The sequence below is a fragment of the Merdimonas faecis genome, assembly GCF_001754075.1.
GTDB classification, from domain to species: Bacteria; Bacillota; Clostridia; order Lachnospirales; family Lachnospiraceae; genus Merdimonas; species Merdimonas faecis.
Window position 1 is genome coordinate 1 of record NZ_MIEH01000037.1, and the last position, 24,028, is coordinate 24,028.

Annotated in this window: 27 protein-coding genes; all 27 read left to right on the forward strand. The window is 45.1% G+C overall.

The window, feature by feature from the left end; genetic code table 11:
• Positions 1–126: 126 nt before the first annotated feature.
• Entirely contained in the window at positions 127–1,050 is a 924-nt protein-coding gene (locus BKD12_RS15430) for a substrate-binding domain-containing protein (protein WP_070090247.1), read from the forward strand.
• 1 nt (position 1,051) lies between these two features.
• Entirely contained in the window at positions 1,052–1,927 is an 876-nt protein-coding gene (gene pstC, locus BKD12_RS15435; protein WP_070090248.1) for a phosphate ABC transporter permease subunit PstC, read from the forward strand.
• 85 nt (positions 1,928–2,012) lie between these two features.
• On the forward strand, positions 2,013–2,813 hold the full coding sequence (gene pstA / locus BKD12_RS15440; protein ID WP_070090287.1) for a phosphate ABC transporter permease PstA: 801 nt from the start codon (positions 2,013–2,015) through the stop codon (positions 2,811–2,813).
• A 12-nt stretch (positions 2,814–2,825) separates the two neighbouring features.
• On the forward strand, positions 2,826–3,575 hold the full coding sequence (pstB, locus tag BKD12_RS15445; RefSeq protein ID WP_070090249.1) for a phosphate ABC transporter ATP-binding protein PstB: 750 nt from the start codon (positions 2,826–2,828) through the stop codon (positions 3,573–3,575).
• A 3-nt stretch (positions 3,576–3,578) separates the two neighbouring features.
• Entirely contained in the window at positions 3,579–4,232 is a 654-nt protein-coding gene (phoU, locus tag BKD12_RS15450; protein WP_070090250.1) for a phosphate signaling complex protein PhoU, read from the forward strand.
• A 19-nt stretch (positions 4,233–4,251) separates the two neighbouring features.
• A complete protein-coding gene (locus BKD12_RS15455) occupies positions 4,252–4,926 on the forward strand; it encodes a response regulator (RefSeq protein ID WP_070090251.1) in 675 nt (224 codons plus the stop codon).
• A gap of 17 nt (positions 4,927–4,943) precedes the next feature.
• Entirely contained in the window at positions 4,944–6,257 is a 1,314-nt protein-coding gene (locus tag BKD12_RS15460; protein WP_083263002.1) for a sensor histidine kinase, read from the forward strand.
• Between the two features lie 206 nt (positions 6,258–6,463).
• Positions 6,464–7,318: a tyrosine-type recombinase/integrase gene (locus BKD12_RS15465; protein WP_070090253.1), complete on the forward strand. Its 855-nt coding sequence runs from the start codon at positions 6,464–6,466 to the stop codon at positions 7,316–7,318.
• 248 nt (positions 7,319–7,566) lie between these two features.
• Positions 7,567–8,295 carry an AP2/ERF family transcription factor gene (locus BKD12_RS15470; RefSeq protein ID WP_242872785.1) on the forward strand — a complete coding sequence of 243 codons (729 nt, stop codon included), beginning with the start codon at positions 7,567–7,569 and terminating at the stop codon, positions 8,293–8,295.
• A gap of 20 nt (positions 8,296–8,315) precedes the next feature.
• Positions 8,316–9,041, forward strand: coding sequence for a CpsB/CapC family capsule biosynthesis tyrosine phosphatase (locus BKD12_RS15475; protein WP_094078766.1), 726 nt, complete (start codon positions 8,316–8,318; stop codon positions 9,039–9,041).
• 1 nt (position 9,042) lies between these two features.
• Positions 9,043–9,816 carry a YveK family protein gene (locus BKD12_RS15480; RefSeq protein ID WP_083262995.1) on the forward strand — a complete coding sequence of 258 codons (774 nt, stop codon included), beginning with the start codon at positions 9,043–9,045 and terminating at the stop codon, positions 9,814–9,816.
• A 27-nt stretch (positions 9,817–9,843) separates the two neighbouring features.
• Entirely contained in the window at positions 9,844–10,530 is a 687-nt protein-coding gene (locus BKD12_RS15485; RefSeq protein ID WP_070090255.1) for a polysaccharide biosynthesis tyrosine autokinase, read from the forward strand.
• A gap of 3 nt (positions 10,531–10,533) precedes the next feature.
• Complete coding sequence (locus BKD12_RS15490; RefSeq protein WP_070090256.1) at positions 10,534–11,241, forward strand: immunoglobulin-like domain-containing protein; 708 nt, start codon at positions 10,534–10,536, stop codon at positions 11,239–11,241.
• A 40-nt stretch (positions 11,242–11,281) separates the two neighbouring features.
• Complete coding sequence (locus tag BKD12_RS15495; RefSeq protein ID WP_242872786.1) at positions 11,282–12,712, forward strand: LCP family protein; 1,431 nt, start codon at positions 11,282–11,284, stop codon at positions 12,710–12,712.
• Positions 12,713–12,745: 33 nt separating this feature from the next.
• The gene (locus BKD12_RS17030) at positions 12,746–12,901 is read left to right on the forward strand and encodes a hypothetical protein (protein ID WP_176730989.1); all 156 of its coding nucleotides are present in this window, start codon (positions 12,746–12,748) and stop codon (positions 12,899–12,901) included.
• Complete coding sequence (locus BKD12_RS15500; protein ID WP_070090257.1) at positions 12,894–14,762, forward strand: polysaccharide biosynthesis protein; 1,869 nt, start codon at positions 12,894–12,896, stop codon at positions 14,760–14,762. The genes BKD12_RS17030 and BKD12_RS15500 overlap by 8 nt, the downstream gene beginning before the upstream one ends.
• A 166-nt stretch (positions 14,763–14,928) precedes the next feature.
• A complete protein-coding gene (loaP, locus tag BKD12_RS15505) occupies positions 14,929–15,435 on the forward strand; it encodes an antiterminator LoaP (protein WP_070090258.1) in 507 nt (168 codons plus the stop codon).
• Between the two features lie 78 nt (positions 15,436–15,513).
• Positions 15,514–15,672: a hypothetical protein gene (locus tag BKD12_RS17035; RefSeq protein WP_176730990.1), complete on the forward strand. Its 159-nt coding sequence runs from the start codon at positions 15,514–15,516 to the stop codon at positions 15,670–15,672.
• Between the two features lie 37 nt (positions 15,673–15,709).
• A complete protein-coding gene (locus tag BKD12_RS15510) occupies positions 15,710–15,892 on the forward strand; it encodes a hypothetical protein (RefSeq protein ID WP_070090259.1) in 183 nt (60 codons plus the stop codon).
• Between the two features lie 308 nt (positions 15,893–16,200).
• Complete coding sequence (locus BKD12_RS15515) at positions 16,201–17,421, forward strand: DegT/DnrJ/EryC1/StrS family aminotransferase (protein ID WP_070090260.1); 1,221 nt, start codon at positions 16,201–16,203, stop codon at positions 17,419–17,421.
• An 18-nt stretch (positions 17,422–17,439) separates the two neighbouring features.
• Positions 17,440–17,721, forward strand: coding sequence for a hypothetical protein (locus tag BKD12_RS15520; protein ID WP_070090261.1), 282 nt, complete (start codon positions 17,440–17,442; stop codon positions 17,719–17,721).
• 129 nt (positions 17,722–17,850) lie between these two features.
• Complete coding sequence (locus BKD12_RS15525) at positions 17,851–18,441, forward strand: sugar transferase (RefSeq protein ID WP_070090262.1); 591 nt, start codon at positions 17,851–17,853, stop codon at positions 18,439–18,441.
• 15 nt (positions 18,442–18,456) lie between these two features.
• A complete protein-coding gene (locus BKD12_RS15530; RefSeq protein WP_070090263.1) occupies positions 18,457–20,022 on the forward strand; it encodes a GNAT family N-acetyltransferase in 1,566 nt (521 codons plus the stop codon).
• Complete coding sequence (locus BKD12_RS15535) at positions 20,019–21,230, forward strand: ATP-grasp domain-containing protein (protein ID WP_242872787.1); 1,212 nt, start codon at positions 20,019–20,021, stop codon at positions 21,228–21,230. The genes BKD12_RS15530 and BKD12_RS15535 overlap by 4 nt, the downstream gene beginning before the upstream one ends.
• Positions 21,224–22,456, forward strand: coding sequence for a glycosyltransferase family 4 protein (locus BKD12_RS15540; RefSeq protein WP_083262996.1), 1,233 nt, complete (start codon positions 21,224–21,226; stop codon positions 22,454–22,456). The genes BKD12_RS15535 and BKD12_RS15540 overlap by 7 nt, the downstream gene beginning before the upstream one ends.
• A complete protein-coding gene (locus BKD12_RS15545; protein WP_070090264.1) occupies positions 22,457–23,329 on the forward strand; it encodes a glycosyltransferase family 2 protein in 873 nt (290 codons plus the stop codon).
• The gene (locus tag BKD12_RS15550; RefSeq protein WP_176730991.1) at positions 23,322–24,002 is read left to right on the forward strand and encodes a polysaccharide deacetylase family protein; all 681 of its coding nucleotides are present in this window, start codon (positions 23,322–23,324) and stop codon (positions 24,000–24,002) included. Before BKD12_RS15545 ends, BKD12_RS15550 begins: the two co-directional genes overlap by 8 nt.
• The last annotated feature ends 26 nt before the right edge of the window (positions 24,003–24,028 follow it).

Consider the following 24,028-nt stretch of genomic DNA (forward strand, 5'->3'; position numbering starts at 1 on the left):
TACGTCCCCATTTGCGATTTTACATAGATTTAACATTCGCCCTGTTTCAGATTTAACATTCCATCAGTATAGTATCCCTTGTGAAGAAGCTAACAAAAAATTCTGAAACAAAGGAGATTAAGAATTATGAAATTGAAAAAGTTTATTGCAGTTATGGCAACAGTAGGAATGGTTGCAAGTCTTGCAGTAGGATGTGGCGGATCTTCCGAAGACACATCTGCTGAGGGAGGAGATGCAGCAGCAGAAGGAAGCAGCGACTGGGATTCTTCCATGGACATCACCATCGTATCCCGTGAGGATGGATCCGGAACCAGAGGAGCTTTCATTGAGCTGTTCGGAATTGAAGAAGAAGTAGACGGCGAGAAGGTTGATATGACCACAGAAGAAGCACAGATTACAAACAGCACTTCTGTAATGCTTACTACAGTAGCTGGTGATGATTACGCAATCGGATATGTCTCTCTTGGATCTCTGGATGACAGCGTAAAAGCTCTGAAGATTGACGGGGCAGAAGCTACAGCAGAGAATATCAAGAGCGGAGATTACAAAGTATCCCGTCCGTTCAACATCGCAACAAAAACAGATATGAACAACCCGACAGCAGAAGACTTTATCTCATTCATCATGAGCCAGGAAGGCCAGGATGTGGTAGCTGAAGAAGGCTATATTCCGCTTGATGGGGCAGAAGCATATGCAGGAGATGCTCCGGCAGGCAAGGTTGTAGTCGGCGGATCCTCTTCCGTATCTCCTGTTATGGAAAAGCTGATCGAGGCATATGCTGAGGTAAATCCGGATGCAGAGATCGAACTTCAGACAACAGACTCTACCACAGGTATGGAATCTGCAATCAGCGGTGCATATGACATCGGTATGGCTTCCAGAGAAGTAAAAGAAGATGAGCTTTCTGCAGGTCTTGAGGCACAGGTTATCGCAACTGATGGTATTGCAGTAGTCGTAAACAACAACAACCCGACAGATGAACTGACAAGCGATCAGGTAAAATCTATCTATACGGGCGAAGCTCTTACATGGGATGAGGTAGTAGAGTAATATGAAATCAAAAGCATGGACTGAAAAATTCATGCGGGGAGTGTTCTTCATTGCCGCCTGCGCTTCGGTGCTGGCGGTAGCTCTCATTTGTGTGTTCTTATTTGCAAATGGTATCCCCGCAATGTCAGAAATCGGATTCTTAGACTTCCTGACGGGAAAAATGTGGAAACCTAACAATGACATTTACGGAATTTTCCCGATGATCGTTGGAAGCCTTTATGTAACAGCCGGAGCAATCATTGTCGGTGTTCCGATCGGAATCCTGACTGCGGTATTCATGGCTTTTTATTGTCCGAAACAGATTTATAAACCACTAAAAACAGCAACGGAGCTTCTGGCAGGGATTCCGTCAGTTGTATACGGTTTCTTCGGCCTGGTAGTACTGGTGCCTATCATCCGTCAGCTGGGAAGAGACCTGGGATTCGGCGGAAACGGAAGCAGTATGCTGACAGCTTCTTTACTTCTGGGTATGATGATTCTGCCAACCATTATCGGTCTTACAGAATCATCTCTCCGCGCAGTGCCGACCCAGTATTATGAAGGAGCCGTGGCATTGGGAGCAACTCACGAAAGAGCTATTTTCCGTGTAGTTCTTCCGGCGGCAAAATCCGGAACTATTGCGGCGATCGTTCTGGGTGTGGGACGTGCCATCGGAGAGACCATGGCGGTAATCATGGTAGCCGGAAACCAGGCAAGAATGCCGCAGGGTATTTTCCGCGGAATCCGTACATTAACAGCAAATATCGTTATTGAGATGGGATATGCGACAGACCTTCACAGGGAAGCTCTGATTGCCACCGGCGTGGTACTGTTCGTGTTTATCCTGATCATCAATTTCTGCGTAGCATTATTAAACAGGAGGGACAGCCGTGAGTAGTAAAAGCAGTAGCACACAAGCGAAAGGCGTCAATGAAGTGACCCTTGGGCAGAAGTTAAAAAGTTATACAAGAACTCCGGGATCCATGGTCGTCATGCTCCTGGTTATGCTGGCCGCAGTTATTACTTTTGCGGTGTTGATCTTTTTGATCGCATATATCCTGGTCAACGGTGTACCGTACCTTCAGCCGTCTTTGTTTTCGCTGGAATACTCCTCTGAGAATGCATCTTTGATGCCGGCGCTGATCAACACGGTCATCATGACAGCACTGTCGCTTTTGATCGCGGTTCCGTTTGGAATCTTTTCCGCCATCTTTCTGGTGGAATATGCAAAACGCGGCAACAAATTCGTAGAAGTGATTCGTCTTACAACGGAGACACTGCAGGGAATTCCGTCCATCGTATACGGTCTGTTCGGAATGTTGTTCTTCGTTACTACCTGTGGGTGGGGCTTTTCCATCCTGGCAGGTGCGTTTACCCTGTCCATCATGGTGCTGCCGCTGATCATGCGGAGTACAGAGGAAGCATTAAAGGCTGTGCCGGATTCCTACCGGGAAGGAAGCTTCGGACTGGGAGCAGGAAAGCTCCGTACGGTATTCCGTATCGTACTGCCGTCAGCGGTTCCGGGTATCCTGGCCGGCGTCATCCTGGCTATCGGGCGTATCGTCGGCGAGACAGCAGCGCTGATCTACACCGCCGGAACGGTTGCCGATATACCAAGCAGCGTCATGAGTTCCGGACGTACCCTTGCGGTACATATGTATAACCTTGCAAGTGAAGGTCTGTACATGGATCAGGCATATGCAACCGCGGTCATCCTGCTGGTACTGGTGGTTGGCATTAATACGCTGTCCGGCGTAGTAGCGAAGAGATTAACGAAAGCGTAGAGAGGGATAACAATGTCAAAATTAAGCATTAAGAATCTGGATCTTTACTACAGCGATTTTAAAGCGCTCAAAGATGTAAATCTGGAGATCGAAGAACATAAAATCACAGCATTTATCGGGCCTTCCGGATGTGGAAAGTCCACACTGTTAAAATCCATCAACCGTATGAATGACCTGGTGGAAGGCTGCCGCATTGAGGGCGAGATCCTCCTTGACGGAAAGAATATTTTCAAAGATATTGATGTAAACGTATTAAGAAAAAGAGTGGGAATGGTGTTCCAGAAACCAAATCCGTTCCCGATGAGCATTTACGATAACATCGCATATGGTCCCAGGACCCATGGAATCCATTCCAAGGCGAAGCTGGATGATATCGTGGAAAAATCCCTGCGCGATGCGGCGATCTGGGATGAATGTAAAGACCGCCTGAAAAAAAGCGCTCTTGGCATGTCCGGCGGACAGCAGCAGAGACTGTGTATCGCCAGAGCCCTTGCAGTACAGCCGGAGGTTCTTCTGATGGATGAGCCCACCAGCGCTCTGGATCCGATTTCCACCTCCAAGATCGAAGACCTTGCGATGGAACTGAAAAAGGACTATACTATTGTCATGGTAACACATAACATGCAGCAGGCAGTCCGTGTTTCTGACAATACCGCATTTTTCCTGCTGGGTGAAGTCGTAGAGTACAATGATACGGAAAAACTATTCTCAATACCGTCAGACAAGAGAACAGAAGACTATATCACAGGGAGGTTCGGTTAAATTATGCGTAATAAATTTGATATGCAGCTTGGCATGCTGAATGAACAGCTGATCCACATGGGAGAATTGTGCGAACTGGCCATCAACCGTGCAACGAAGGCACTGCAGAACGGCAGCATTGAGGAAGCAAAAAATGTGATCGATGCAGATCAGGAAATCGATCAGATGGAAAAGGATATTGAGCGTCTGTGCCTGAAACTGCTCCTGCAGCAGCAGCCGGTAGCAAGAGATTTAAGACAGATTTCCGCTGCTCTTAAGATGATCACGGATATGGAACGTATCGGTGACCAGGCCAGCGATATTGCAGAGATCATCATTTCCGAAAAGAAGTCTCAGGTAACGGATCTTAAGAAGATCGGAAGTATGTCAGAAGCAGCGGCAAAAATGGTCCGCGACAGTGTTACTTCCTATGTAAATAAGGATCTGGAGCTGTGCAGACGTGTGATGGAAGCAGATGATGCTGTAGACATCATGTTTGAAGAGACGAAAAAGGAACTGATCGATGCGATTGCAGACAACAAAGGTGATCAGGGAAAAGAAGCGATCGATCTGATCATGGTTGCCAAATATCTGGAGCGTATCGGAGACCATGCCACCAATATTGCAGAGTGGGTAGAGTTTTCGATCACTGGCATCCATAAAGACAGCCAGATTTAAATAATTAAGGAGATACAGCATGATATTTTGTGTAGAAGATGACAGCAATATCCGGGAACTCGTCGTATACACGCTTGAAACCACGGGCTTTAAAGCGCGTGGTTTTGAAGATGGAAGAGAATTCCTGGAAGCGCTGGCACTGGAAACCCCGGAGCTGGTGCTGATGGACATCATGCTTCCGGGTGATGACGGGCTGGAACTTTTGAAAAAATTAAAGGCGTCTCCCAAGACCCGGGAAATACCGGTGATCATGGTTACGGCCAAGGGTGCGGAATACGATAAAGTCAAAGGACTGGACCTGGGGGCGGATGATTATGTGACGAAGCCCTTTGGAATGATGGAGCTGGTCTCAAGGATCAAGGCGGTGCTCAGGCGTACCAGGAAAGATGCCCAGGAGCCTCAGGATATCATTGCAGTCGGCGAGATTGAGATCAACACAAAAAAACACGAGGTAACAGCGGCAGGAGAAGTGGTGAATCTGACATTGAAGGAATATGAACTTCTGAAGCGGCTGATGAAAAATCCGAATATTGTCATGACCAGAGACTGTCTGCTGGAAGATATCTGGGGTTATGACTTCGACGGAGAGACCCGTACCGTGGATGTACATGTCCGGACCTTAAGGCAGAAGCTTGGGCCCTGCGGCGAAAAGATTGAAACAGTCCGCGGCGTCGGATACAGGATGAGTGAGTAGGAGCACTGTGGATGAGGCTGAAAACAACGATTCAGAAAAATATGATCTTGATCATTGCAGCAACGCTGGTGATCGCCTATGCAATGACGACCTTTGTGGTATACCGGCAGACGGTGAGAGTCATGGAGGACGAGGTGCGTCAGGAAGCGGACTACATCTGTACAGCGATTGAGATATCCGGCCCTTCCTACCTGGAAGAAATGGATGCAGTCCGTGAAAACACCAGGGTTACCTGGATCACGGAGGACGGCGAGGTTCTGTATGACTCCGGACAGGATGAAGAGACGGAGATGGAGAATCACGCGGACCGCCCGGAAGTGAAGGAAGCGCTGAAAAATGGGCGGGGAAGTAATGTCAGGCGGTCGGATACCCTGAATGAGGAAATGTTTTACTATGCGATCCGGCTCTCGGACGGAACGATCCTTCGGGTATCAAAGACCATGGATACGGCTTTCCGGACGGCGCTTAACGTTCTGCCCGGAATGGGTGTGATTGCCGTAGTGATGCTTCTGCTGGCGACGGCCCTGTCCCGGAACCAGGTGGCAAAGATGATACGACCCATCAATGAGTTAGACTTAAATGTCCCTTTGGAAAATGAGATGTACGAGGAATTAACACCATTGCTGAAACGTATTGATGAACAAAACAAACAAAAAGATGCGATCGCGGATATGCGCAAAGAGTTTTCGGCCAATGTCTCCCATGAGCTGAAGACACCGCTGACCTCTATATCCGGTTATGCAGAGATTATGAAAAACGGCCTTGTAAAGCCGGAGGATATGAAGGTGTTCTCTGAACGCATTTATAATGAAGCAAGCCGGCTGATCACGCTGGTAGAAGATATTATCAAGCTTTCCAAGCTGGACGAGGGCGCGATCGAGGTGGAAAAAGAGGATGTGGATCTCTATGAGCTGACCAGGGAGATCGTAAGCCGTCTGGCGCCTCAGGCAGAAAGCCGGAATGTCCATTTAGAGGTTACTGGTGAAAATGTGATCTATCATGGCGTGCGGCAGATCCTGGATGAGATGATCTATAATATCTGTGAAAATGCAGTCAAATATAATAAAAAAGGCGGATCGGTCAGTGTCTGGGTAGGAGCTACCCTGAAAGGAAAGAAAGTGATCGTCAGCGATACCGGAATCGGGATCCCCGAAGATCAGCAGGAACGGATCTTTGAGAGATTCTACCGGGTAGACAAAAGCCATTCAAAGGAGACCGGGGGAACCGGCCTTGGCCTTTCCATTGTAAAGCATGGAGCGATCATGCACAATGCCCAGATCCATGTGGAGAGCGAAGAAGGCAAAGGAACTAAGATGGAAATTACTTTTTAAGGAAAGAAGAATAGACAGAAGCGTACGCACTGGAGAAGAATCTCAGGTGCGCACGCTTCTTTTTTTTCGTAAAAAAATGCGGACTTCCTGCTGGGAATTTAAGATTTATCTGATATACTACAAAGTTCATATGCCAAAAGATGAGGCGGAGCAGGTTATGAAAAACCACTTGTAGAGGCATAATATCACAAAGGAGGAAGCGCAGTATGACGAATACAACATTTTATTTTTCAGAGAAAGACATCAGAGAATTCAGGTATTATCTGCAGGAGAGAGAAAATGCGCAGGCAACAATGGAGAAGTACATCAGAGATGTGAGAAATTTTATGGAATACGTGGGAAAAGGCAGGAAGGTCGATAAAGAAAAGCTGCTCCAGTATAAACAGTGGCTGGTGGAGAATTACGCCATCAGCAGTGCAAATTCGATGATCGTGGCGCTGAACCAGTTTTTAATATTCAAGGGGCAGGGCGGACTCAGGCTGAAACGTATACGGACACAGAGGAATGGTATGCTGAATGTGGATAAAACGCTTGAAAGGGAGGAATTTTTAAGACTTGTGCGGACGGCCCGCGGTCAGGGAAAAGAGCAGATTGCCATGATCATGGAAACCATGTGCGCCACCGGGATCCGGGTAAGCGAACTGAAATTTTTCCGTGTAGAAAACCTAAAAAGCGGAATGATCCGGGTATGGAACAAAGGCAAATATCGTATCGTGATCCTGCCGGAAGTTCTAAGAAAAAAGCTTCTGGCCTATGCAGGAAAACACAGGATCCGCTCCGGAATGATCTTCTGCACCAGGACCGGACGTGAAAAGAACCGTTCCAACATCTGGAGGGAAATGAAGAAAATCTCCGAGCTGGCCGGAGTCAGACTTGAAAAGGTATTTCCCCATAATCTGAGACATTTATTTGCCCGTACTTTTTATAAAATGACAAAAGATCTGATCAACCTGGCAGACATACTGGGGCACAGCAGTGTAGAGGTGACACGGATCTATACGTCGGATAGTATTAACGAATGGCGAAGAAACCTGGACAGGATGGAAATCCTGGAAGAATAACAACATAATGTTAATTATGTAGTAAAACTTCTTTATTAAAAGGAATCTTTCTTTTTACCTTCTATAGTTTATATCAGTGAAATATGATTGTCAACAGATGTAAAGCAACTTTAGCCGCGATATGTAGAGAAAATCCTGGCAGCTATGGAAGCCATTGTCTACATTAGATATAAATTGCAATTAAAATTATACAATTATGCCCTGATACAACAACATAATTAACATTTTGTTGTAAAGGGGAAATTGCTGTGGCTAAAGTATCAAGAAGAACAGCAGAAGACTTGACCGGCAGAAGATTCGGCCGGCTGACTGTGATCAGACAGCTTGAAAACCGCAACAATAGAACCAGGTGGCTGTGCAGATGTGACTGTGGCAACGAAAAGGATGTCGCGGCCAGAGATCTGAAGGCGGGAAAAGTCAAAAGCTGCGGCTGTCTCAGGCGTGAAGGGAACCGGAAGAAGATGGACATTTCCGGGCAGCATTTCGGGAGGCTGACCGCACTGTATCCTACCGACCGCCGTGATTCCCACGGTGTTGTGTACTGGGTCTGCAGGTGCGACTGCGGCAATCAGACGGAGGTGCCGGCTTCCAATCTGGTAAACGGTACATGTAAAAGCTGCGGCTGCCTGAAAAAAGAGAATCAGGACAAGATCCAGGACCGTCTCCATCATATAGACGGGACCTGTGTGGAATTCCTGGAAAAGCGCAAAAAGAGAAAAGATAACAAAAGCGGTTTCCGGGGAGTATATCAGGGCAAAAATGGCAGATACAGAGTCAGCATCGGATTCCGCGGGAAGCGGATTTATCTGGGAATGTACGACGACTTTGAAAATGCCGTGGAAGCCCGGCTGGAAGCAGAAAAGAATATCTATGGAGAATTTCTGGAACTGTATCATGAATGGGAAAAGAAGTCCTCTGATGATCCCGAATGGGCAAGACGCCACCCCTTTTCTGTATCAGTGCCGGTGCCGAAGTAAACATGCAAGGAGGACAAGTGTTGGACAATTTCATAGATATGCATGTTCACATACTGCCAGGAGTAGACGACGGTGCAGAAGATATAAAAGAAATGGAAGAAATGCTGAAAATTGCATATAGCGAAGGCATCCGCTGTATCATAGCGACCCCCCACCACCATCCAAGACGCGGAAAAGAATCGCCGGAAGTGCTGAGGAAGAAGGCCGCTCTTTTGCGGAAGTCTGCCCATGAGATCGACGAACATTTCCGTATATATCTTGGAACGGAAATTTTTTTTGGGCAGGATGTGCTGGAGAAGCTGAAGGAGGGACGGATCCTTACCATGAACCGGCGCAATTACGTGCTGGTAGAGTTCTCTCCGTCTGAACCGTTTTCCTATATCAAACAGAGCCTGCAGCAGCTTATGATGGCGGGATACGAAGTCATCCTGGCGCACGCGGAACGGTACAGGTGCCTGACCGATGAGCCGGAGCTGGCGGAACAGCTGGGAGACATGGGGATCCTGCTCCAGATCAATGCCGGAAGCATTACCGGAGACGGCGGCAGAAGGATCCGGAAATTCATCAGGTATCTGATGGACGAAGATCTGGTCTTCTGCGTGGGAACCGACGCCCACAGTGCCAGGAGCCGGGCGCCGCGGATGAAAAAGGCCGCGGAGTACGTAAAGAAAAAGTACGGCGAGGAATATGTAAGAAAGATATTCTATGAAAATGCCAAGATGATGCTGAGGAAGGAAAAGAAATAAGATGAATCAAGAACGACTGATGAATCAGGAAATTGACAATGATGAAATTACCATAGATCTGACAGAGCTTTTTATGGCGCTTTGGTCCAGGCTCCATATCATACTGATGGCAGGAGTGCTGGGGGCGCTGATCGCCTTTGTGGGCACCAATCTTCTGGTGACGCCCATGTATACCTCGGAGACCAAGGTCTATGTGCTGACCCGCTCCGACAGCACGGCAGGCATCACCTACAATGACCTACAGATGGGAACACAGCTGACGCAGGACTATATGCAGCTGGTGACAAGCCGTCCGGTACTGGAGCAGGTGATCGCAGTCCTGAACCTGGATATGGAACCCGGTCAGTTAAAAGACATGATCTCGGTGGAGACGCCGGAGGGAACCCGTATCTTAAGTATCCGCGTCCAGAGCGAAGATCCCAAACAGGCCAAAGAAATCGCCGATGCGGTAAGAGACTCTGTCAGTATCCAGATCACGGAGATCATGGATGCCGATGCGGTTAACACGGTGGAGGAGGGGAACCTTCCTACCAGCCCCTCATCGCCCAGTATTCCCAGGAACATTGCCATCGGCGCCCTTTTGGGTCTGATCATTGCCATGGGTGTGATCACTCTGATCTTTATCCTGGACGACACGATCAAGACACCGGACGATGTGGAGCATTATCTGGGCTTAAATACCCTGACGTCCATTCCGATCAGCGAGGGGATGAAAAAGGGGAAAAAGGTAAAGAAACTTCCGGAAAAGCAGATGATGCGCAATATGAAGCGATAAGTGATGTTGGATAAAGGAGATACATAGATGCAGGAGATTACATTAAAAAATCTGGCAAAAGATTACCGGAGCAATGAAGCCTATAAGACTCTCCGGACGAATATTGAATTTTCGGGATCAGATAAACAGGTGATCGTGTTTACCAGCTGTACGCCGAACGAAGGAAAGAGTACCGTATCCCTTGCCCTGGCGGCCTCCCTGGCGGAAGGGGAGAAGCGGGTGCTGTTCATTGATGCGGATCTCCGGAAATCGGTAATGATGGGACGCCATAAGATTATCGGGGAACTGAATGGTTTAAGCCATTTCCTTTCCGGCCAGGTGGAATTAAAGGACGTGATCTGTAAAACCCAGATCCAGGGACTGTCCGTAATCATGGCAGGCGTGGTGCCGCCAAATCCTTCAGAGCTTCTGGGAAATCACCGGTTTGAGGCTATGCTGGACGGGGCGAGAAAAGCCTATGATTATGTGATCATCGATGCGCCGCCCCTTGGAAGTGTCATCGACGCGGCCATCGTTGCAAGACACTGCGACGCTTCTGTCCTGGTGGTGGCAGCGTCCACCATCAGCTATAAATTTGCCCGGACGGTCAAAGAGCAGCTGGAAAAAGCAGGCTGTCCCATCCTGGGTGTGGTGCTGAATAAGGTAGATATGAAGCAGAACAAATATTACGGGAAATATTATGGAAAATACTACGGATCATACGGGGAGAAGTAGAAGATGAAACAGCGTTTGGTAATGCTGGCTCTGGCGGCGGGCTGCATCGTACTGGCAGTGGCCGGTGCGCTGGTCTATCTCGGACAGGACCGGAAGGCGCCGGAGATTACAGTGGAAGATACGGAAATCAGTTATACGGAAGGCGGAGACTATGAGGAACTGCTGGAAGGTGTAACTGCAGAGGATAACATAGACGGCGACCTGACAGACCAGGTATTCGTAGATAAGATCATCCAGACCGGGGAAGATACCGGGATCGTCTACTATGGCGTCATGGATAAGCATCACAACGTAGGGACGGCCAGACGGACCATCACGTATCATCTGTCAGAAAACGGCGATGAGGCCGTGGCAGAACAGACAGAGGAAGCGGAAGAAGCGGAAGGCGAAGAGGAAGAGGCTGCCGGCCAGGAGGAGGCAGCGCAGACAGAGCCGAAGGAAGAAGAGACGCTTCAGCCTGACGGGGCCCGCCCTGCACTGGCTCTGACAGCGACAGAAACCACGATCGCCGTGGGGACAGCCTTTGATCCCATGAGTGTGGTCAAGGACGCCGTGGACGATGTGGATACCAAAGACTCTCTGTATCAGCGGATCAGCGCCAACGGAACCTATGATACCAACGTGCCAGGGACCTATACGATCCAGTATTTCGTGACAGACAGTTCGGGAAACACTTCGGATCCCCAGAATTTTACATTGAAGGTACAGTAGACAGGAAACGACTGAACGTACCGTGTAGAGGAGATTAGAGATGGAACATCATCATAAACGGAAAAAGAACAAAAATATGGCCGGAAAGCTGATCACGATCCTGCAGCTGATCCTGTCCGCGGGACTGCTGATCCTTGTCTGGAACAGCGGCATGGTTCCGGGACTGTATCTGGCGCTTCTGGGCGGAGGCCTGCTGCTTTTATTCGCAGTCACCTTCTGCCTGCAGTATGTGAAAAGCAAGGTTAAATATGCCGGTATGGTTATCAGTATCCTGATCAGTATCGGACTGACGGTGGGTATCGTCTACTTCCTGCGGATCCAGCAGACTATGGCGGATGTGGGAGGCGCCACCTATAAGACCGATAACATGATCGTGGTAGTCAAGGCCAGTGATCCGGCAGAAAGCATCCTGGATGCAGCAAACTACCGCTTCGGATATCAGACCAGCGTGGATCAGGAGAATAACGACAAAATGCTGGACGACGTCCAGACGGTGGCGGGCAGGGAGTTAAAACTCAGCGAGTACGACACGGTGACAGACCTGGCGAACGGCCTGCTGTCCGGCCAGATTGAGGCGGCCATCTACAACGAGGCCTTTGACGGCATCATCGAGGAGAGTATTGAAGACTATAAAGATCAGGTGAAGATCCTGTACCAGTACGGTATCGAGACGGAGATCCAGCAGGAAGACACCAGTGTGGAAGCGCCGTTCAACGTATATATCAGCGGTATCGACGTATCCGGACCGATCACCACCAACAGCCGGAGCGATGTGAACATTATCATGACGGTGAACCCGAATACCAAGAAGATCCTGCTGACCACCACGCCGAGAGACTATTACGTGACGATCCCGAATATTTCCGGAGAACAAAGGGACAAGCTGACCCATGCGGGAATCTACGGGGTGGACGCCTCCATGGCCACCCTGGAGCAGCTCTACGGCATCGATATCAGCTACTATGCGAGAGTCAATTTCACATCCCTGATCACCATCGTGGATGCGCTGGGAGGCGTGGATGTGAATTCGGAGTATGCCTTCAGCGCCGGCGGCTATGACTTTGTCCAGGGCACCAACCATCTGGACGGAAAAGCTGCACTGGCTTTCTCAAGAGAGCGTTACAGCTTCGAGAGCGGAGACAACCAGAGAGGCAAGAACCAGGAGGCAGTGCTGACGGCTATCCTGCAAAAAGCCATGTCTCCGGCTATCCTGACCAGCGCAAACCAGATTCTTTCTCAGGTCAGCGACAGTGTGGAGACCAATATGACCCAGGACGAGATGGCCAAATTCATCAATATGCAGTTGTCCGACGGTGCGGGCTGGACGATAGTATCTACAGCGGCCACCGGTACGGGAGACAACCAGGCATGCTTCTCGTCGGGATCACAGCTTCTCTATGTGATGTGGCCGGATGAGGCCATCGTGGGGGATATCTCCAGACGGATGGATCAGGTCTTAAGCGGCAATTAAGATGCAAAGTTATGAGGGAAAAGAGGAAATGGTATGGGATACATAGGATGGGCGCTGGCAAGCGCTGCAGTCGTTGACCCGGAACGGGCGGTCATTGCGGCCGGCGGTGCAGTTGCTGCAGGGATGGTGATCTTTTTTATAAGAAATAAAAGAAATATTGCAGAGAGGCTGAAGAAACATCATGGATAAGTGGATTCGAAATCCGGGGTGGACCTGGGTACAGAAAGCGTTTCTGATCGCCTTTCTGGATGGACTGATTATCCTGGCAGCCTATCTGATGGCGCTGCTCCTGCGGTTTGATTTCATATTCTCCCGGATTCCCAGAGAATATGTGGAAGGATATATCTGGTCCATGCCCTACTGGATCGCCATAACGATCGTAGTGTTTTACGGGTGCCGGCTGTATCACAGTGTCTGGCGTCTGGCCAGCATTTCAGAACTGCAGATGAGCATCGTTGCTTATATCATCTTAATACCGGCCTATACACTTGGCATGCTTTTCATGAAGCTTCAGATGCCCAGATCGTATTACTTCATGGGATATGTCCTGTCATTTCTGCTGACTACGGGATTAAGGTTTTCCTTTCGGTTCCTTCGCTTTTATGTAAGGAAGCGGGAAGGCGAAGACGAAGGGCAGGACCGGATCATGGTGATCGGCGGCGGATCGGCAGGGCAGGCAGTCATCAAGGAACTGACCGGCAGCCGCGGCAATCCGGCCAGAGTATGCTGTGTCATCGATGACAACCCTAACAAATGGGGCCGGATGCTGGAGGGCATCCCGATCGTGGGAGACAGGAATGACATCCTGGAAGCTGTAGAAAAATACAGAATCAACCGGATCATCTATGCGATCCCGGCGACCACCGGAAAGAACCGGAAAGACATCCTGAATATCTGTAAGGAAACCAGCTGCAGGCTTCAGACCGTGCCCAGCGTGGCGCAGCTGGTGAATGGAGAGGTCAAGGTGACCAGGCTTCGGGATGTGGAGATTACCGACCTTCTGGGACGTGCCCAGGTGAAGGTCAACAATCAGGAAATATTTGATGTGCTGAAGGATAAGGTGGTCATGGTGACCGGCGGCGGAGGCTCTATCGGAAGCGAGCTGTGCCGCCAGATTGCCGGTGCAGGCCCGCGGATACTGATCATTTTCGATATATACGAAAATAATGCCTATGCGATCCAGCAGGAATTAAAGAAAAAATATCCGGGACTTCACCTGGAAACGCTGATCGGTTCCGTAAGGAACACCAACCGGGTTAACAGCATTATCGAGAAGTACCGGCCGGACGTCATCTACCATGCGGCAGCCCACAAGCATGTGCCGCTGATGGAAGACAGCCCTAATGAGGCAATCAAGAACAATGTAGAGGGCACGTATAAAGTGGCCCGGTCCGCTGCAAAATATGGGGTGAAAAAGTTTGTACTGATCTCTACGGACAAGGCGGTGAATCCCACCAATATCATGGGGGCATCCAAGCGCCTGTGCGAGATGGTAGTACAGATGATGAACCGGCAGTCGCCGGGGACAGATTTTGTGGCGGTTCGATTCGGAAACGTGCTGGGCAGCAACGGCAGCGTGATCCCGCTTTTTAAGAAGCAGATCGCGGAGGGCGGTCCGGTGACAGTTACCGATAAAAATATTATCCGCTACTTCATGACCATCCCAGAGGCGGTGTCTCTGGTACTGCAGGCCTCCTACTATGCCAAAGGCGGAGAAATCTTCGTGCTGGACATGGGAGAGCCAGTCAAGATCGACGATATGGCCAGGAACCTGATTCGGCTGTCCGGTTACACGCCAGATGTAGACATCCCCATCGTCTATACCGGGCTCCGGCCCGGGGAGAAGCTGTATGAAGAGCTTCTGATGGATGAAGAGGGAATGCAGGAAACAGACAATGAACTGATCTTCATCGGAAAACCTATTGTGATGGATGATGAAGATTTTAAGGAAAAACTGGAACTGCTGGACAGAGAAAGCAGGAATGAGTCCGGCAGGATCAAGGAGATCGTGGCAGAAATCGTGCCAACGTATCATCCGGATTTGAACTAAAAATCTTATCGCATTTTCAATCGTCGCTTTGCCGCGTTGGAAACGCATAAGTGTAATAGGGTGTGTGAAAGATTCGGGCGTGCAGCTTTCGTAAAAGTTAAGCTGCAGCAGGCCGGAATGGCGAAGCATACCCTCTTATCAGGAAGGCAAAGCAGAAAGGACTGCTATGTGGTATGTGATCCAGGTCAGAACCGGTACAGAAGAGGAGATCCAGAGGCAGTGTGAAAATATCATTGATAAAAGCATATTAGAAAAAAGTTTCATTCCAAGGTATGAACAGGAACGGAAATATCGAGGACAATGGCATACAGAATTAAAGATACTGTTCCCGGGATACGTGTTCCTGGTCAGTGAGGAGAAAGAGAAGCTGTTCTTTGAACTGAAGCGGATCATGGGACTTACAAAGCTGCTGGGGACAGGAGAGACAATCGTCCCGCTGACGGATGAGGAAGTGAATTTCTTGCTGAGACTTGGCGGCGAAGAACAGACTGTCGGGATGTCGGAGGGAATCATTGAAAATGACAGAGTGGCCGTGACCAACGGCCCGCTGAAAGGAAATGAAGGACTGATCAGGAAAATCGACCGCCACAAACGGAAGGCCTGGCTGGAGATCGAAATGTTCGGGAGAACGGTGGAGATGCAGGTAGGGCTGGAAGTTGTGGGGAAGAGATAGAAGAAAATCAAAAAGAGAAGTTTGAAATGAGAGCCTTGCGGAGGCTCTTATTTTTGTGGAGAAATAAGGAAGAAGCAGATGTTAGCAGAAAGAGAAATAACAGAAATTCAGCCATTTGAAAAGAAGATCTGGCTCTCCAGCCCTACCATGCACGGGCCGGAACTAGAATATACAACAGAAGCCTACAGGACAAACTGGATGTCTACAGTGGGAGAAGAAAGCTATCTATATCTATAAGAGGTACAGAGAGGGCTTTAAAGATTTGCCAGTAACCATGAGCCCCTATGATGCCAAGAACAGTGAGTCAAACATCAGGCTGACCTGCATAATCATCAACCCGGAGGCCATGTGCCGTCAGGTGAGGGGAGAGCGGAAAGTTCTGTATATTACAGGGCCGCAGAGATCCTGTTCTATAGAAGTATTGGAGACGCTGGCATCCTGCAATGCAGAGAGATAACCCATCTGAAGACCTATGCATATGTGGCCGATGATGGAGATGGAAGAGGATTATGACTCTGTGTAGCATAACTTTAGAAGGATAGTGATTTGTATAAAACAAAATATTGGCGTAGAACTTAGAAGTTTGACTCAATATTTATGAAAGGTTAACAATAATAAACCGCACATAATCCTATAAGATCCACTTATGCAAGAAGAACCAGAAGGTATAGGCAACATATGTATGATGGGGCAAATAGGTCTACGTAAGTGGCTTGATGAATTACTGTGAAACAAAACATCGCATAGAAAGGAAAGACGATAATAATGAGAATATCATTTTCACCGCCAGACATGACTGAGTTGGAAGTAGAAGGTGCAGCAGATGCAATCAGGTCCGGATGGATTACTACAGGACCTAAAACAAAAGAATTTGAACGGCAGATTGCAGATTATTGTCACGTAAATATAGCAGTATGCTTAAACTCCCAGACTGTCTGTGCAGAAATGGCTCTCCGACTTCTTGGGATAGGTGCTGAGAATGGTGGAACCGCATCTGATGAGGTGATAGTGCCGGCCTATACATATACTGCATCGGCATCCGTTGTATTCCATGTGGGAGCAAAGCTTGTTTTGATAGATTCGCAGCCAGATGCTTTTGAGATGGATTATGATGCTGTGGAGAATGCCATTACAGAAAATACGAAAGCAATTATTCCGGTGGACCTTGGCGGCATTCCATGTGACTATGATCGGATTTTTGCAATAGTTGAGAATAAGAAGTACCTATTCAAAGCAGCAAATACCGTGCAGGAAGCTATTGGTAGAGTGGCGATTTGCTCTGATGCGGCTCATGCGTTCGGCGCAAGCTGGCATGGGAAAATGGTAGGGAAAATCGCTGATATGAGCAGTTTCTCATTCCATGCCGTAAAAAATCTGACGACAGCAGAAGGAGGAGCATTAACTTGGAATATTCCGGGAATTAATGATGAAGAACTGTACCATATGGCACAACTGTACAGCCTTCATGGACAGTCTAAAGATGCATTGGCGAAGACACAGCTTGGTGCGTGGGAATATGACATCGTAGGGCCGTGGTATAAGTGTAATATGACAGATATTATGGCTGGAATCGGTCTGGCACAGATGTCCAGATATGAGAAGATTCTGGAGAGACGACGGGAGATCATAGGGAGATATGATGCGGCTTTTAAGAAACTTGGTGTCGTTGTGCTGCCACATTATACAGATGATCATCAGTCTTCTGGTCATCTTTATATCACTAGAGTGCCAGGGATAAGGTTGGAACAGCGCCAAGAGATTATCGTAAAGATGGCTAAAGCCGGAATTGCAACGAATGTCCATTATAAACCGCTTCCAATGATGACCGCATATAAGAAGAGGGGATTTGATATTAAGGATTATCCAAATGCCTATAAGCAGTTTGAGAATGAAATTACATTGCCGTTGCATACAAAACTGACGGATGAGGAAGTGGAGTATGTGATTGAGAAGTATTGTGGGTTTGTTGGAGAGTATTTGAAATAAGAAATACGAGGAGCATAGATGAGCAAGAGGAGGCAAAAAGAACTTATAGCCCTTTATATCTTCTTCATTCTGTGGGTGACTCTTTTCACTAGAGATACGAGAGCAGTAAGAATAGTTAAGGGTCTGTTCTGGGAAGTTCGAATGAGATTCTGGTGGGATATTGCCCTCAATATTCTGCTACTCATCCCTCTAGGCTTTCTGATTGGAGAAAAAGGCTGGAAGACCGTTCTGCTCAGGTTCTTGTTAACTGTGTTAGTTTGTCCAATACATAGCGGTATTGGGTTACTACGAAGCGGATGATGTGTTGAATAACACGATTGGAACCGCTATGGGAATCGATGTTTGGAAGATGCTTTCTGTATCGAGAAGAAAACGGAAACGCAAATACATATTTTGCGAAGAAATACATCGAAAAATGGAGGATTAGTAATGTACGCAAAGTACATAAAAAGAATTGTCGATATTGTTGTTGCCTTAACGGGGCTACCTTTTTTTGCCATAATATTTGTGATAATAGCCCCCATTATCTATCTATCTGATAAGGAACCAGTTTTTTATAATGCACCTCGTCTAGGGAAAAAAGGCAAAGTTTTTTATATGTATAAGTTCCGATCAATGAAGGTTAATGCTCCCGATATTAGAAATGCTGACGGATCAACATATAATGCGGAAGATGATCCTCGGGTAACGAGTATTGGAAAACTAATGCGAAAGACAAGCTTGGATGAGATTCCCCAACTTTTAAACGTGCTAATTGGGGATATGAGTATTATTGGTCCAAGACCATTCGTGCCTGTTGAAGGCAAAGAAAATACCTCAAAAAATTTTCAAGATAGGCTTTTAGTAAGGCCGGGAATTACTGGCTATACGCAGGCATATTTTAGGAATTCTATTTCTCAAGAAGAAAAAATAAAAATGGATGCCGAATATGCAAGAAACGTAACTTTTTTAGGCGATATGAAAATACTGTTAAAAACAATTGAAACAGTTGCTCAGAGAAAAAACATCTATAACAAGTAAAAGTGGGTAATAAATATGAAAAGAGTGTTAGCGATTGTTGGAGCTGGAGAAGCAGCCATTCCAATTATTAATAAATCTAAAGAAATGGGAATTACCACTGTTGCATTCGGTGAAGGTGATTCGGTGGCAAAAAATCTAGTAGATTTATTTATTGAAAAGTCTATTTTTGATATTGACGGCATGGAAGAAGAGAGTCGCAAATACCGAATTAATGCAGTTATTGCATCTAGTGAAGTCACAACGGAAAGCGCAGCTTTGTTAGCTAAACGATTAGGATTGCCAGGTAATAGATGTGACAAAGGATTCTTTGCTCGAAATAAGTATTTAATGCGTGAAGCAATTAAACTAGCTAAAAATGTAAAACAACCAAATTATTTTCTCTTTAGTGGACAGAAAGTTGAACACTTCCCTGTGATGGTAAAAGCAGTTGATTCTTGTGGAAAAAGAGGAATTTCTTTAGCAAGAAGTAAAGAAGAATTTTTAATTGCAGTAAACAATGCAAAGGAAATGTCATCAAATCATACTGTTTTGATTGAAGAATATATTTCAGGGGGGCAGGAGTTTTCTGTGGAATGTCTTGCAGATGGAGAAAAAAAATATGTCATTCAGATAACCGAAAAAATAACATCTGGGGCACCTCATTTCACAGAGATTTCGCACCACCAGCCAGCTCAGCTAAATTGTACATATAAAGAAATGGTTGTTGATGCCGCAAATGAAATTCTAACTCTGCTTGGTATTGATTGCGGAATGGCGCATTTAGAAATAAAGATAGTTAATGACGAGGTATATTTTATTGAGGTCGGTGCAAGAGCTGGTGGAGATCATATTGGTGATACATTAATTGGACTGAGTACTGACTATGATTACTATAGGGGAGCCATAGAGTGCAGCTTTGGGTATCTTACTATCCCTGAGGTACACAACATTGCATACTCGGGAATCATATTTCATTGTTGGGAAAATAGAAATCTGAAAGAAATATTTGAAGCATCTCGAAATGCGGATTGGTGTATTGCAAATACTGTCAAGGACAGCAACTTCAAAAAAGCAGATAGTAATATTGAGACTGTAGAATCCGGATACATTATATATCGTATGGATCATAAGTTATCTTTGGCGGATGTAAAAATGTCAAACTATGAAGCAGAAATCATAAATAAACGCAAAGATGTTTTTGAATTGGTATGGAATCACAATAAGGAAATTGGACGAACTCTTACAGATGAAGAATTGAGAATAGGAATTCAAAAATTCATCGATTTTGGTAATATTATTTCAGTTATTGAGAACAAAAAAATAATAGCATTTTTAATGCTTTATTGTAACAATACTGAAACGTTAGAGGCATATATCTGTAATGTTTATGTCCTAGCTACTTATAGAGGTTTAGGACTCTCAAAAGTCATTTTAGAAAAAGCGATGGAAACATGTATATCAAACAAATTCAAGACAATTAAACTGCATGTTGCCGAAGATAACATGGTTGCAATTAATCTCTACAAACAATATGGATTTGAACCAAATGGAAACATTAAAAATGATGGAGAAAAACAAATCGAAATGATTAAGCAGCTTTGAAAGGTGTAGATATGCAAAAAAAGATTATGATTCTGGGAGCAAGCATTCTGCAGCTTCCTGCTATAGAAAAAGCTAAAGAAATGGGTCTTGATGTAATTGCTGTGGATATGAATCCAAAAGCAGTTGGATTTAAAGTGTCCGGAGTAGTAAAAGAAGTCATTAGCACCATAGACACACCAGCCATTGTGGAAGCAGCAAAGAAGAATCAGATTGATGGAATTATGACTCTGGCTACTGACATGCCGATGAGATCTGTTGCTGCAGTTGCTAAGGAGATGGGATTGATCGGCATTGACGCAGATACTGCGCTCAAGGCTACAAATAAAGCTGTAATGAGAAAAGCGCTCCAAGAGAGTGGTGTTCCAATCCCTAAGTTTTATAAGGTTACAAATGAAGAAGAATACATGGAAGCGGTCAAGAACTTCACTGTTCCTTTTATTGTAAAACCTGCTGATAGCTCTGGAAGTCGTGGAATCTACGAAGTCCAGGATATCAAAGACCAGAAAATAATAAAAGAAGCATATGAGTACTGTAAACCATTCTCCAGAGTAGGTGATGTGGTAGTTGAAGAATATATGAGTGGTCCGGAGGTCAGTGTTGAGACTCTTTCAATCAACGGAGAGTGCCATGTAATACAGATTACAGATAAACTCACAACAGGCGCACCATACTATGTAGAGATGGGGCACTCACAGCCTACAAGGTTGGGGAAGGATACCGTTCGAAAGATAAAAGAAGTAGCTAAGGCTGCCAACAAAGCAATCGGAATTAAGGACGGTCCATCCCACACAGAAATAATTGTTACTTCAGAAGGCCCGAAGATTGTGGAATTGGGCGCACGTCTTGGCGGAGATTGTATCACAACTCATCTTGTCCCACTCTCCACCGGTGTTAATATGGTGGAATGCTGCATTAGAATTGCGCTTGGTGAGAAACCGGATATTGAGCCGAAGTGGAATAGAGGGTCTGCTATCCGTTATTTTGAGCAGCACGCAGGTGTCGTTAAAAACATTGAGGGCGTGGAAGAAGCTGAGAAAGTTTCTGGTGTGAAACAGATTAGTATTGTCCATGGGATTGGAGAAGAAGTAACCGAGATTAATAGCAGCGGGGCAAGAATAGGATTTGTTATTGCGAAGGACGAGAATGCTGAGAGAGCCGTAGCAGACTGCTATAAAGCTTTGGATAAGATGAAGGTGGAAATATGTTGAAGATTCTGCAGATGTCTGCATATTGTGATCCTGAGCAAATATCTAGCTCACATTTGACAGACGATTTATATGATGCGTTTTCTAAAAGTAATATTTGTGTTGAGGATTACGTACCAACACCTTGTAGGGGTATATCTAAAGAGGTAAGAAGTAAATTCAAAAAGATACCATATGAAGAAAAGTTTAACGGACACTATATCATTAATAGATTTCCGATGTTCCCAGAAGGTAAAAATCCACTATTAAGAGCCTTGAGATATATTCTTGTAAATATAATACAGTACTTTAAAGGAATCAGAGCAAAGAATGTTGATGTGATTTTTTCCGGAAGTACACCCCCAACACAGGGATTGCTTTGTAGCATGGTAAAGAAAAAACTAAAAGTGCCATTTGTCTTTACCCTACAAGATGTATTTCCAGATTCTATGGTAAATACAGGGTTGACTTCAGAGGGGGCGCTAATTTGGAAAATTGGTAGAAAACTAGAAAGCTACACTTATGATAATGCGGATGCAATTATCGTTATTAGTGAGGACATAAAGAAAAATATCATTAGAAAAGGTGTTCCGGAAGAAAAGATTTATGTAATTCATAACTGGATTGATACAGATAAAGTGTATCCTATTTCAAAGGGAGAAAATTATCTTTATACAAAATATAAAATTTCCAAGGATATGTTCAATGTTGTGTATGCGGGAAATCTAGGATTCGCTCAAAATATTGAGGTTATTTTGTCTGCGGCCAAAACACTACAAGAAAAGGAGAATATCCAATTTCTGATTTTCGGTAAAGAAGCCCAAGCGGAAGAATACAAAAAAAAAGTGCTAGAAATGGAACTATCTAATGTACGATTTCTTCCCATACAACCATATAGCGAGGTTTCCTATGTGTACAGTCTAGGAGATGCCTCAATAGTTTCCTGTAAAAAAGGTTTTGGAGGAAGCGCAATGCCAAGTAAAACATGGTGTATTATGGCAACAGGTACTCCTGTTTTAGCGAGTTTTGACTCAGAAACTGAAATGGAGAGCATCATTAAGACAGTAGAAGTTGGGGTGTTTAGTGATGCAGATGATTTCAGAGGATTGGCTGATAACATATTAAAATTATATGCAGACGAAAGTTTAAAAGAGAAATTAGGAATGAATGCACGTACATACGTTGAAAAAAATTTAAATAGAAGAGTATGTACTCAAAAATATATAGATACGATAATGGAGACAGTATAAATGCCAGAAGTAAGTGTTATCATACCGTTTTACGCAGGTGTCGATTGGTTAAAGGAAGCTGTAGACAGCGTATTGCTTCAGACTTTTAAAGATTATGAAATAATAGTTGTTAATGATGGTTCGCCTGAAAATATGACAGAATTTTTGGCACAATATTCTAACAAAATCAAGTATATAAAAAAGGAGAATGGTGGGCCTTCAACTGCGCGTAATACAGGAATAGAAACTGCGACGGGAAAATATATTGCTTTTTTGGATTCAGATGATCGATGGTTGCCTAAAAAACTGGAAATACAATTAGAATACATGAAGAAGAACGATGTCATTTGGTCGTATTGTGGTTATAGGACTTTTGGGGTAGGAGAAAGTGTTGAATATAAAATGACTAACTCAGATGTTCCAATTGTTCATCGGTATAATACACCATATATCGCTACACCGTGCGTGATGATTGAACGACAGTATTTAGTTGATTATCCGAATGTGAGATTTAATCCAGATTTAAGATTTGGTCAGGATTCTTATTTTTGGCTGATGATTAATGCCGATAATCCTATATTGGCAATCCCTGATGTACTTGTAGAAGTTCGAATCAGAGGAGAAAATGCTTCTAAACGCGCAAGAGTTCAGATTCAGGCGAGAAGTAATGTTTGGAAGTGCAGAAAAAATAACAAAGAGCAGCTAATAGATAAATACAATATTAGTATTCTATTTAAACTGGCTTCAGAACTTTGTGTGGTTGATGACAAGATGATTTCAGTATTTGAAAAAAACCACTCTCCTAAAATAGTAGAAAAATTGTCAAAAATTTTTTTTGTGCTACCTTGGGCATTGTTTAAAATTGATAGAAAGATTAATGGTAAGTATGTTTAAAAAAATATATTCGTTGCAACAAAAAATTTACGAATTTAAAAGAAAATCTGATACTGGAGTACCTATTTTTATGATTCACCATGTTAGCGATGATCCTATAAATGAGGAAATGAATTTATCAATTCGCACAACTGAGTTTAAAATCTTTATAAATGGATTGCTGGATGCAGGCTATCAATTTATTAAACCTAGTCAACTTGAAGACAGTTTTGATAGGAAAGCATGTATGATTACGTTTGATGATATTTTTAAAGATGCCATGACAAATGCAATTACCTATCTTGAAAGTATCAATATACCATATATGTGTTTTGTATCACCCGTATTTATTGGAAAAGAGGGATATATTGATGAACGGGAATTAAAAAATCTGCGTGATAGTTCGCTATGTACAATTGGTGGACATGGTATTAGCCATAAGTTGTTTCGATTTTTGACAAGTCAAGAGAAGATAGAAGAACTTTGTAGAGAGCGCCATGAGCAATTACTTGGCTGCGAAATAGAAGATTTTGCGTTTCCATATGGGTCAATTTATGCGTGTGATAGCAAGTCGATTAAGATGGCACAAAGAGAGTACAAAAGAGTGTATTCAACTTTAAATTGTAAAGTGACCTCAAGAGATAAAATTTGGTTTTTACCAAGGATTAATTTGAATTCTAAAACTGTTTATTAGTCTAAATGTGAATACATTAACGGACG

What these genes read in the sequence shown, in the direction of transcription:
- BKD12_RS15430 (WP_070090247.1), top strand. Translation starts at nt 127, where the DNA reads ATGAAATTGAAAAAGTTTATTGCAGTTATGGCAACAGTAGGAATGGTT.
- pstC (WP_070090248.1), top strand. Translation starts at nt 1,052, where the DNA reads ATGAAATCAAAAGCATGGACTGAAAAATTCATGCGGGGAGTGTTCTTC.
- pstA (WP_070090287.1), top strand. Translation starts at nt 2,013, where the DNA reads ATGGTCGTCATGCTCCTGGTTATGCTGGCCGCAGTTATTACTTTTGCG.
- pstB (WP_070090249.1), top strand. Translation starts at nt 2,826, where the DNA reads ATGTCAAAATTAAGCATTAAGAATCTGGATCTTTACTACAGCGATTTT.
- phoU (WP_070090250.1), top strand. Translation starts at nt 3,579, where the DNA reads ATGCGTAATAAATTTGATATGCAGCTTGGCATGCTGAATGAACAGCTG.
- BKD12_RS15455 (WP_070090251.1), top strand. Translation starts at nt 4,252, where the DNA reads ATGATATTTTGTGTAGAAGATGACAGCAATATCCGGGAACTCGTCGTA.
- BKD12_RS15465 (WP_070090253.1), top strand. Translation starts at nt 6,464, where the DNA reads ATGACGAATACAACATTTTATTTTTCAGAGAAAGACATCAGAGAATTC.
- BKD12_RS15480 (WP_083262995.1), top strand. Translation starts at nt 9,043, where the DNA reads ATGAATCAAGAACGACTGATGAATCAGGAAATTGACAATGATGAAATT.
- BKD12_RS15485 (WP_070090255.1), top strand. Translation starts at nt 9,844, where the DNA reads ATGCAGGAGATTACATTAAAAAATCTGGCAAAAGATTACCGGAGCAAT.
- BKD12_RS15490 (WP_070090256.1), top strand. Translation starts at nt 10,534, where the DNA reads ATGAAACAGCGTTTGGTAATGCTGGCTCTGGCGGCGGGCTGCATCGTA.
- BKD12_RS15495 (WP_242872786.1), top strand. Translation starts at nt 11,282, where the DNA reads ATGGAACATCATCATAAACGGAAAAAGAACAAAAATATGGCCGGAAAG.
- BKD12_RS17030 (WP_176730989.1), top strand. Translation starts at nt 12,746, where the DNA reads ATGGGATACATAGGATGGGCGCTGGCAAGCGCTGCAGTCGTTGACCCG.
- BKD12_RS15500 (WP_070090257.1), top strand. Translation starts at nt 12,894, where the DNA reads ATGGATAAGTGGATTCGAAATCCGGGGTGGACCTGGGTACAGAAAGCG.
- loaP (WP_070090258.1), top strand. Translation starts at nt 14,929, where the DNA reads ATGTGGTATGTGATCCAGGTCAGAACCGGTACAGAAGAGGAGATCCAG.
- BKD12_RS17035 (WP_176730990.1), top strand. Translation starts at nt 15,514, where the DNA reads ATGTTAGCAGAAAGAGAAATAACAGAAATTCAGCCATTTGAAAAGAAG.
- BKD12_RS15510 (WP_070090259.1), top strand. Translation starts at nt 15,710, where the DNA reads ATGAGCCCCTATGATGCCAAGAACAGTGAGTCAAACATCAGGCTGACC.
- BKD12_RS15515 (WP_070090260.1), top strand. Translation starts at nt 16,201, where the DNA reads ATGAGAATATCATTTTCACCGCCAGACATGACTGAGTTGGAAGTAGAA.
- BKD12_RS15520 (WP_070090261.1), top strand. Translation starts at nt 17,440, where the DNA reads ATGAGCAAGAGGAGGCAAAAAGAACTTATAGCCCTTTATATCTTCTTC.
- BKD12_RS15525 (WP_070090262.1), top strand. Translation starts at nt 17,851, where the DNA reads ATGTACGCAAAGTACATAAAAAGAATTGTCGATATTGTTGTTGCCTTA.
- BKD12_RS15530 (WP_070090263.1), top strand. Translation starts at nt 18,457, where the DNA reads ATGAAAAGAGTGTTAGCGATTGTTGGAGCTGGAGAAGCAGCCATTCCA.
- BKD12_RS15540 (WP_083262996.1), top strand. Translation starts at nt 21,224, where the DNA reads ATGTTGAAGATTCTGCAGATGTCTGCATATTGTGATCCTGAGCAAATA.
- BKD12_RS15545 (WP_070090264.1), top strand. Translation starts at nt 22,457, where the DNA reads ATGCCAGAAGTAAGTGTTATCATACCGTTTTACGCAGGTGTCGATTGG.
- BKD12_RS15550 (WP_176730991.1), top strand. Translation starts at nt 23,322, where the DNA reads ATGTTTAAAAAAATATATTCGTTGCAACAAAAAATTTACGAATTTAAA.